We start from the raw sequence: 8,796 nt of genomic DNA, 5'->3' as shown, positions 1-8,796 counted from the left end.
TAGACGAGAAAAAAGTAATTTACATCAGAGTTCCTGAAGGTTATCAGGTGTGCAGACATAACGGAAGAATTTGGGATAGGTCTTATGAAGGAGACATCAATATCACAGATCATTCTGAACTTGTTTATAAGCTATATGCACGAAAACAAGGAAGCTATTTTGTTATTTGGAAAAGACAACTCTATTATGTCTGTTCTTCCGCAGCACAAAACAGATGCGATATTTAGGGTTGAAAATAAGGATAGATATGATGATAGAGATGTTGTCATAACAAATCTGATTGATAGTTATGACAGGCTTATTGAGTTTGGGCAAAAGCATTTGAATGATCTATTTGTATTGGACGGAATTGTGAATGTCAATGCAAGAGATAGGATACTTAGAGAAATAGTATCAAATACACTGGCTCATAGAGATTATTCAAGTGGATATCCTGCAAAAATGATTATTGATGATGAGAAAATTACTGTTGAAAACAGCAACTTGGCTCATGGTATAGGAGCATTAGACTTGCAGAAATTTGAGCCATTTCCTAAAAACCCTGCTATATCAAAGGTATTTAGAGAAATAGGTCTTGCTGATGAATTAGGTTCAGGAATGCGAAATACCTACAAGTACACACAGCTTTATTCAGGACAAAACCCGCTATTTGAGGAAGGAGATATATTCAGAACGATTATTCCTTTGAAGAAGATAGCGACGCAAAAGGTGGGTGGAGGGAATGTCCCTCACGATGTCCCTCACAGTGTCCCTCACGATGTCCCTCAGGGCAGAGATGAACTGATTGAATTTATAAAAGCACAAGTAAGATTAAATAATAAAATTACAAGACAGGCTATTGCAGAAGGTGCAGGGGTAAGTGTAAAGACGATACAAAGAACTTTGAAGGAAATAGATAATCTGAAGTATGTAGGAAGTGGTAATAGCGGACACTGGGAACTGAATGAATAGAAGTTCTAATGAAAGTGTGCAAAATGCTGAATTGTGATATAGTTGACATCATGGAATTACCCCTATAGAAGAAAATGAAATTACTTAAGGAGTGCATGATGTCTGGCAGGAAAAAGAGCGTAATCAATAAAGAAAATCTTCGTACAAGAAAATATATGAGAGATAAGTATTCTAAGTCTAACATTAATAATGTTTCAGGGAATGTTTTTAATGGCCCTACTAATATTGTAGCAGGTAACAATTATTCTAAGAAAGATGAAGAAGATAAGGTTGCAAGATATACACCGGAACCTATTTGGAGAAGTCCAATAACAATGGCAATACTTTCATGGGTGGGACTTATACTTTCTTTAATAGGGCTTTTTCCACTATATAAAATATTTGAACCTATAATTAATTTAATAGCCAATAAGAGGATTAAAGCGGATTTAAATAATAATATTTATGTCGTAATTTTTGCTGTAATATTTATATTTTTTGTACTTATCATGTCTTTGAGAAGTATTACAAAAAAAGAAACTAGACATCCGTTATTCTTTAATTATGCAATAAGTGGTCTGGGAAGAAGAATTACAATAGAAAAAATCCATATTGATAAATGCCCTATATGTGGTGGCACAATGAAATACTTCAATAAGGCAGTAGAATGGAAAGATATAAAATATTCAGATGGTAGAACAAAACGCGAGGTTATAAAGAAGGTGCCTGCTTTGCAATGCATGCGAAATTCGGAACATTGGTTTAAGGTGGATCCAGCCTCAGATAGAGTAAATAAAATAGGAGACTGAAATCTTAAATAACCTTATTGAGATTTTTATATTCAGTCTGAATACAATAGATGTAATGTTATTAAAAAAATTTTTTATGAATATATCGTCTAGTATAGAAAAAGCTTAAAATTCTCGTATGGAGACGGTTGTCTTGATGTCACGATTTGAAATAGTGAATTAGATGTCAGGTATTTTGGAATGATTTTTGGAAAACGAAAAGGTCTGACAACCAATCCGGCAACTCGACCATTTTGGATGGTTGCAGGCAGTGGATTGGATGTGAAGGAAAAGTAGATTAAATCGGAGGTCAGAAAATGTAAAATGAATAAATATAGAATTGTTTTTAGCCCAACAGGTGGAACTGAAAAGGTAACAAAGACAATAACAAATTTCTGGAATGAAGTGAAAGACGTAGACCTTTCAAAAACAGATTTGGATTTTAGTTCCATTTCATTTACGAAAGAAGACATAGCTGTGATCGCAATGCCGTCTTTTGGTGGAGTAGCACCACAGCTCGCATTAGATCGGCTTGCTAGGATTAAAGGTAATCAGTGTAAGTACGCAATTGTTGCTGTATACGGCAACAGAGCATATGAGAACACGCTTGTACAGATGGAAGATTATGCTGTGAAAGCAGGTTTTCATGTGATTGCAGCTGTATCGGCAGTTGCGGGAATAGTAATTAAAAAGGCTTGCTCAGTCAGAAATAAATGTGAATTGTACATATAAATTGGAAGTTTGGGAAGGTGAGTTCTATGGAAAACTTTAAAGAAAAAGAATATAAGGTATTTGAAATGTTTGATAAGCAGTGGGCAGTTGTTACAGCGGGCTCACTGGAACATTATAATAGCTGCACTGTTAGCTGGGGCAGTTTGGGGAATATTTGGGGGATTGTAGGTAAAAGCAGACCAACGGTTACAGTTTATGTTCATCCTGCTCGTTATACCAGTGAATTTTTGAAAAACAGCGATACTTTTACGGTAAGCTTTTATCCTGAAAGCTGTAAAAAGGCATTGGGCTATATTGGTTCGCATTCCGGCAGGGATGGGGATAAAGCTGTCGGTGCAGGACTGACTCCTATCGAAATCGGGCAGGGTGTAACCTATAAAGAGGCAAATTTAACATTTCTTTGCAAAAAGTTGTATCAGCACCAATTTTCCAAAGAGGATCTTGCAACTGAAGTTCAGGAGTACTATGCTTCCATACCAAAAGAATATCCCGATTTCAATGGAGGATGGCAACCACATATCGTTTTTGTAGGTGAAATTATAGAGGTTAGGGGTGAGCGGTAAATTCCCGCTTGTCGGGAAGTCGCAGAGAAGCTTCCTGGTTACGCCATTGTGCAGAAGCTCCTTGCGGATGTAGTAAAAATCCGGCATGCGTTTGTCAGATGTTGACTCCTCAGTTTTGTGGAACAGCCTCTCCTGCAGTTTTTGTTGGTCACCGTATTATCAAGTGGGTAGCTATTGTAGACGGCTGCGATCCTGGAAAAATTTTTATCAAGATTGTATTTCTGCTAGCACGAAATACTATAATTACTATTGCGTCGATGTATAGTGTTCTTATATGGAATGACTTTATATTCGCGAATACATTTATCAGTGACAGCAACGCTAAAACTGTTGCCATGGGACTTAAAGATTACGTTGGAGCTTTCGGAAATGTGGACGGGGGTCTACTTTTGCCGCAATCGTTATTTCCACACTTCCACCATTAATTATTTATTTTGCCTTTAATAAGTGGGTTACTGCTGGTATGACAATGGGAGCCACAAAAGGTTAAATGGAGGTACGAAGATGATATTTCCAGGAAATGTAAGCATGATGCCATATCTGACACATGGAAAGAGCAGAGCAATAAATGCGGAAAACAGAACAGGAGAAAAGGGCAGAGGTGGAATGGCAGCGAGTCCTCTTGGGCCGTCTCGAAAGGGGAAACCCTGTCTTACGAACATTCAACCAGGACAGGAGGAAATTCTTGCTGATATAGAGGGGCCAGGTGTCATTCAACATATATGGATTACTGTTGACAAGAAAACCTCAGACGGCGATTGTTTTGTTCTGAGGGACCTTGTTCTACGTATTTATTGGGATGATGAAGAAAATCCCTCGGTTGAAACGCCATTAGGAGATTTTTTTTGTTGTGGATTTGGACAGGAATGTATTATTAATTCCGCGGTGATTACTGTAGTACCATCCCGCGGATTGAATTCTTATTTTTCGATGCCGTTTCATAAACATGCTCGGATAGTACTAGAAAACCAGCATAAAAACGTAATACCAGCTTTTTTCTATCAGATTGATTACTGCCTGTATGATGCGCTTCTGGAGGATACAGCTTATTTTCACGCACAATGGAGGCGACAGGCAGTTACAGAAAAGGGAAAAGATTACGTTATTTTGGATAATATAAAAGGAAGCGGCCAGTATATAGGTACTTACATTGGACTTTCTGTTCTCCAAAGATACTGGTGGGGAGAGGGAGAAGTTAAATTTTATATTGATGGAGATGTAAAATATCCAACGATATGTGGGACAGGGATGGAGGATTATTTTGGAGGCTCATGGAGTTTTGCTTCTAACGATAATGGAAAAACTGTAGAAAATAATTATTGTACATCGTATTTGGGATATCCTTTTTATTCAAGACATGATTCCCTTGTATATAATCAATATCATAATGATGACTGTCCTCCAATGCGGGGATTTTACAGATGGCACATTCCTGATCCAATATTCTTTGAAAAAGATTTGAAGGTAACTGTACAACAGATTGGAGTCAGTCATAATGGGTTATTTGAAAGACAGGATGATCTTTCGAGTGTTGCATATTGGTATCAGAAGGAACCTCATGTAACATTTCAGAAGTTATTATCTGCAGAACAAAGGTGGCCTAGATAAAATATGAAAAATACGATTATTAGAGTATGTGATTGTATAGGCTATTTTGTCGTGTTGAACTTATGCTGGATTTTATGCAGCATTTTTGGTTTTCGGATTCCTGCCATATTCAATATTGATAGCTTGTATCATCATAGTTCCCATAATACTTACCCTGTGGTCTTTTTATACATTGTATATCGGTTGCGTTTTATGGGGATTGGTTGGTATCTCATGCGTTGGCTGGGGAGAACGAGTGGGTTGTTCTGCCAACCCGTATCTTCAGTTACTTTCTTGGCGTACAGCGGTATTCTCATGAATGCCCATTTGAGGAAACATCGCTGGTCGCATTCCGGAAAAGACTTGGATCAAAGACTGGCGGAACTAATCGAATTTTGTGGTATGCCACGTAGTAAGCGTGAGATAATGGATTTCCTTGGTCTTACGGATAGCAAGAATTTTAGAAAAAGATATCTTGTTCCTTTACTTAATGCAGGAAAAATAGAAATGACGATACCTGATAAGCCAAACAGTAGGAAGCAGAAATATAAAAAAGTGAACAGTAGTGCATGAATTGCTACCGGCTCCCAAGAGAAAGAAAGGATAGATATGATTTTAGAAACGGAGAGACTTATCCTCCGTCCGTGGGAAGAAACGGATGCAGAGGAATGCTATATATACGCAAAAGATCCGCGAGTAGGTCCGATTGCAGGGTGGCCTGTACACACAAGTGAAGAGGACAGCAGACAGGTTATTAGGAATGTGCTGATGGTACCGGAGACCTACGCTATTGTGCTAAAGGAAACAGGACTTCCCATTGGCAGCATCGGCCTTCACCACAATGACCTTGCAGAAAAGGAGGATGAGGCGGAGCTTGGTTATTGGCTGGGAGTTGATTATTGGGGACAGGGTCTTGTGCCGGAAGCGGCAAGAGAGCTGCTGCGTCATGCCTTTGAGGATCTAAAGCTTGTTCGCATCTGGTGTGGTTATTATGATGGCAACGAGAAATCAAAGCGTGTTCAGGAAAAATTGGGATTCAAGTATCAATGGACTACCGGGGATGCGCCAGTGCCGCAAATGGGCGAAACAAGAAAAGGACACGTAAGCCTACTGACGAAAGAAGAATGGCATGGCGGCATTGAAGAAATTTACCGATGAAGGTGTAATAATCCGGGAAGGATTAGGGCGAAATACATTTTACAATCACGCAGATAGTAAATGACTTTTCGTCCAAAATTGCGTTAATTTGGACGAAAATAGAAAATGCTGGATAAAAGGGCTAAGGATACGAAAGCAGGTGAAATGGATGGATGGCATTAAAAAGGATCCATTTGAGGAATATATTAGGCAGTCAGAACCTTCCAAACGGGAGTTGGGTTATGCTTGGTATACCGCAATGAGACTTCAAGTTGTCGATGGCCTTGAAACATCGGATTATTTGAAAAATACGGCAAGAAAAAAATATTGAAGGGATTATAACAATCTCGCTAGGGGAGTCAGAGCTCAGAGAAACTGTATCGGAAAGAATAAAGAAATAAGAGGAGGGCCCTAACATGCCAACAACAATAGAGGTGAATAAACAGAACGTGGAGATGTTCCTAGGCAGTGGTAAATCAAAACCGTTTGTTATTCCGGAATACCAGCGCCCCTACGCATGGACAGAGGAGCAAGTAGAAACTCTTTTTGAGGATTTATGGGAATTTACTACTATAAGTGGCGGTGTGGAAAGAGAAAGCTCCTATTTTCTGGGGAGTGTGGTTTCCTACGAAAATGAAAATGGTGAGCAGGAAATTATCGATGGTCAGCAACGGATTACATCATTGTTTCTGCTGCTACGTGCAATTTATACAAAGCTTGTAGCTACGCCTGAATCGGAGAGAACAGCAGAAGCTAATAACTTTATTGGTAAAATTGAACCTACAATCTGGCGCACGGATAAGCTTACCGGTACAGTGGACTTTAAGAATATTCTTTTGACTTCCCGAGTTGTGAATAATGAAGGGAATGAAATTCTACGCACCATCTTGGAAAGCGGAAAAACAGATGAGAATGCGAAAGATAATTATTCAAGGAATTATCGTTATTTCCAAAAACTGTTTGATAGACATTCTACAGAAAATCCGCTTATGATTTATCAGTTTATCTACGCAGTGTTGAATCAGGCAATTTTACTCCCAATTACCGCAGATACACAGGATACGGCATTAACTATTTTCTCAACATTAAATGATAGAGGATTACCTCTGTCAGATGCTGATATTTTCAAGGCAAAAATTTATAACCAACTTGAAGTGGAAGCTAAGAAAGTATTTATAGAGCGCTGGAAAGATTTGGATGAGCAGGCTACAGATGCAAATGAAAGCATACAGCAGCTCTTCTATTACAATATGTTTTACTACCGAGCACTTGATCAGGATACGAACACAACTACTCCCGGTGTTAGAAAGTATTATGCGTCTAATAAGTTTGAACGTTTATATAAGAAAGAACTGTTGGATACTCTCTTCGTAATTTTGAATCTGTGGAAGGTTATAAATAAGGGTGAGGAGATTGAAGGAGAAGCTTGGTCTAAGAATAATAAAATAAAACAGACTCTGGATATCTTGACTTCCTATCCGAATGAGTTCTGGAAATATCCGGTTGTTATTTATTATGTTTGTTACAGAAACGAAGAGTTTTTTGAAACAAGATTTGCACGTTTCTTGAACAAGCTTCTCATGGAGTTGATGACAAAGTATCTGATGATGCCGACAATCAATGCTGTTAAACCGGATATTCTGAAGCTAAATTCTGCCATTGTAGCATCGAATAGACCTATTTTTGGATTTAAGACCGTTGATGTGACACAGTTGGAGCCTTATATTCATAATCCGAATCGGAATGCAGTACGCATGCTGCTGAAGACACTTGCCTACGAACATCAGGATGAGCTGCTTCCTAGTAAATGGGAAATTGAACATATCTTTCCTCAAAAGTGGCAGACCAATTACTTTCCAAAGGAGTCGGACTCAATTATTAAGGAAAAAATTGAACATATAGGGAATAAGTTGCCATTTGAAAAGAAACTGAATATTGTTGCCGGCAATGGCTATTTTAGTAAAAAGAAAGAAGAGTATAGGGTGTCTAAGATTACTATTACAAATACAATGGGTACGTCGGAAGTTATGGAATGGAATCTGGACTCTATTATAAAACGTGATCTTCGTATTTCTGATGAGATGGCTAAGATTTTTACCAGATGGAACAATGAATATTTGAATTTTCCAATCGATAAAGAAAAGGCGGAAGTACCTTCGGAGGAAGATTGAACTATCCGGAATTTCCAGATAGTTCAAGAGGAAGGATTTCGTCAGGTTGGACGTGACACTAAGCACTATAATGTCCAAATGGTTATTGCCGTAGGCTTTAAAGTCAATTCTGATTGTGCGGTACAATTCCGGAAATGAGTAAACCAGATTGTAAAAAGAGATATGCATGTCGCGAAGAATTATCTTAGCGAGAAGGAATGCGTTTACTGGAAAGAATTGTATCAGCTTCTTGATTTCATCCATTGTTTACAAATACTCTTTAAAAAACTATAATAAAAGTGTAATTGTAAATGGAGTGATAAAATGAACGCTTTGGAAAAACACTTTTTAGAAAATAATATTATTACCAATAAACAGGCGGAAGAGATAGGCATAAAAAGGCATATCTTAGCTTCACTTGTTCATAAAGGCGAGCTGGAGAGAGTTAGAAATGGTGTTTATAAGAAAAAGGATGCCATAGATGATGACTTTGCTGTTATATCTGTTAATAATGAGCAAATGGTATTTTCTTTTCATACAGCTTTGTATCTTCTTGGATTTAGTGACAGAATACCTAATGTTTTTCATATCACTGTGCCTCAGGGGTATAATGCAGAGCACATCAAACGGAAATTTCTGAATATCAAGGTTCATTACGTAAAGAGAGATTGTTTCAATTTAGGACTTATTAAGACGAAAACCCCACTGGGATCAACCGTTAAATGCTATAACATGGAAAGATGTATCTGTGATATTGTTTTGAAAAGGAAATCTATTGATAAGCAGATTTTCATCAATGCACTAACCGGATACTTTAAGAGTAAAGAAAAGAATACCAGAAATCTTATTAAATACAGCAGAATCCTTGGTATTGAAGAGGAAATCAGAAAATATTTGGAGATTTTATAA

At 37.9% G+C, this 8,796-nt stretch carries 12 protein-coding genes; all 12 read left to right on the top strand.

Annotated elements, in window-relative coordinates; genetic code table 11:
- Positions 1-84 precede the first annotated feature (84 nt).
- The 12 genes from RYO92_RS05380 to RYO92_RS05330 all read left to right on the top strand — a co-directional run bounded on the left by RYO92_RS05380 (position 85) and on the right by RYO92_RS05330 (position 8,796).
- Complete coding sequence (locus RYO92_RS05380) at positions 85-951, top strand: hypothetical protein (protein ID WP_442945623.1); 867 nt, start codon at positions 85-87, stop codon at positions 949-951.
- An 8-nt stretch (positions 952-959) separates the two neighbouring features.
- Positions 960-1,019: a hypothetical protein gene (locus RYO92_RS11220; protein ID WP_156778147.1), complete on the top strand. Its 60-nt coding sequence runs from the start codon at positions 960-962 to the stop codon at positions 1,017-1,019.
- 6 nt (positions 1,020-1,025) lie between these two features.
- Positions 1,026-1,739, top strand: a complete 714-nt coding sequence (locus RYO92_RS05375; protein WP_315369723.1) for a hypothetical protein — start codon at positions 1,026-1,028, stop codon at positions 1,737-1,739.
- Between the two features lie 303 nt (positions 1,740-2,042).
- Positions 2,043-2,450 carry a flavodoxin family protein gene (locus tag RYO92_RS05370; RefSeq protein WP_315369722.1) on the top strand — a complete coding sequence of 136 codons (408 nt, stop codon included), beginning with the start codon at positions 2,043-2,045 and terminating at the stop codon, positions 2,448-2,450.
- 26 nt (positions 2,451-2,476) lie between these two features.
- Positions 2,477-3,013 carry a flavin reductase gene (locus RYO92_RS05365; RefSeq protein WP_007157369.1) on the top strand — a complete coding sequence of 179 codons (537 nt, stop codon included), beginning with the start codon at positions 2,477-2,479 and terminating at the stop codon, positions 3,011-3,013.
- Positions 3,014-3,517: 504 nt separating this feature from the next.
- Positions 3,518-4,621, top strand: coding sequence for a glycoside hydrolase family 172 protein (locus RYO92_RS05360; RefSeq protein ID WP_315369721.1), 1,104 nt, complete (start codon positions 3,518-3,520; stop codon positions 4,619-4,621).
- 3 nt (positions 4,622-4,624) lie between these two features.
- Positions 4,625-5,173 (top strand): Fic family protein, encoded by a 549-nt coding sequence (locus RYO92_RS05355; RefSeq protein ID WP_156778125.1) that lies wholly within the window; start codon positions 4,625-4,627, stop codon positions 5,171-5,173.
- Positions 5,174-5,209: 36 nt separating this feature from the next.
- Positions 5,210-5,758 carry a GNAT family N-acetyltransferase gene (locus RYO92_RS05350; protein WP_315369720.1) on the top strand — a complete coding sequence of 183 codons (549 nt, stop codon included), beginning with the start codon at positions 5,210-5,212 and terminating at the stop codon, positions 5,756-5,758.
- 148 nt (positions 5,759-5,906) lie between these two features.
- Positions 5,907-6,068, top strand: a complete 162-nt coding sequence (locus tag RYO92_RS05345) for a hypothetical protein (protein ID WP_207720031.1) — start codon at positions 5,907-5,909, stop codon at positions 6,066-6,068.
- Positions 6,069-6,153: 85 nt separating this feature from the next.
- Positions 6,154-7,908, top strand: a complete 1,755-nt coding sequence (locus tag RYO92_RS05340; RefSeq protein ID WP_183684623.1) for a DUF262 domain-containing protein — start codon at positions 6,154-6,156, stop codon at positions 7,906-7,908.
- A gap of 3 nt (positions 7,909-7,911) precedes the next feature.
- Positions 7,912-8,046 carry a RhuM family protein gene (gene rhuM / locus RYO92_RS05335; protein ID WP_183684673.1) on the top strand — a complete coding sequence of 45 codons (135 nt, stop codon included), beginning with the start codon at positions 7,912-7,914 and terminating at the stop codon, positions 8,044-8,046.
- Between the two features lie 165 nt (positions 8,047-8,211).
- Positions 8,212-8,796, top strand: a complete 585-nt coding sequence (locus RYO92_RS05330) for a type IV toxin-antitoxin system AbiEi family antitoxin domain-containing protein (RefSeq protein WP_315369719.1) — start codon at positions 8,212-8,214, stop codon at positions 8,794-8,796.

Origin of the sequence: Oribacterium sinus, assembly GCF_963553175.1 — a bacterium.
Taxonomy (GTDB): domain Bacteria; phylum Bacillota; class Clostridia; order Lachnospirales; family Lachnospiraceae; genus Oribacterium; species Oribacterium sinus_B.
This window is presented reverse-complemented; position numbering and strand designations above follow the sequence as displayed.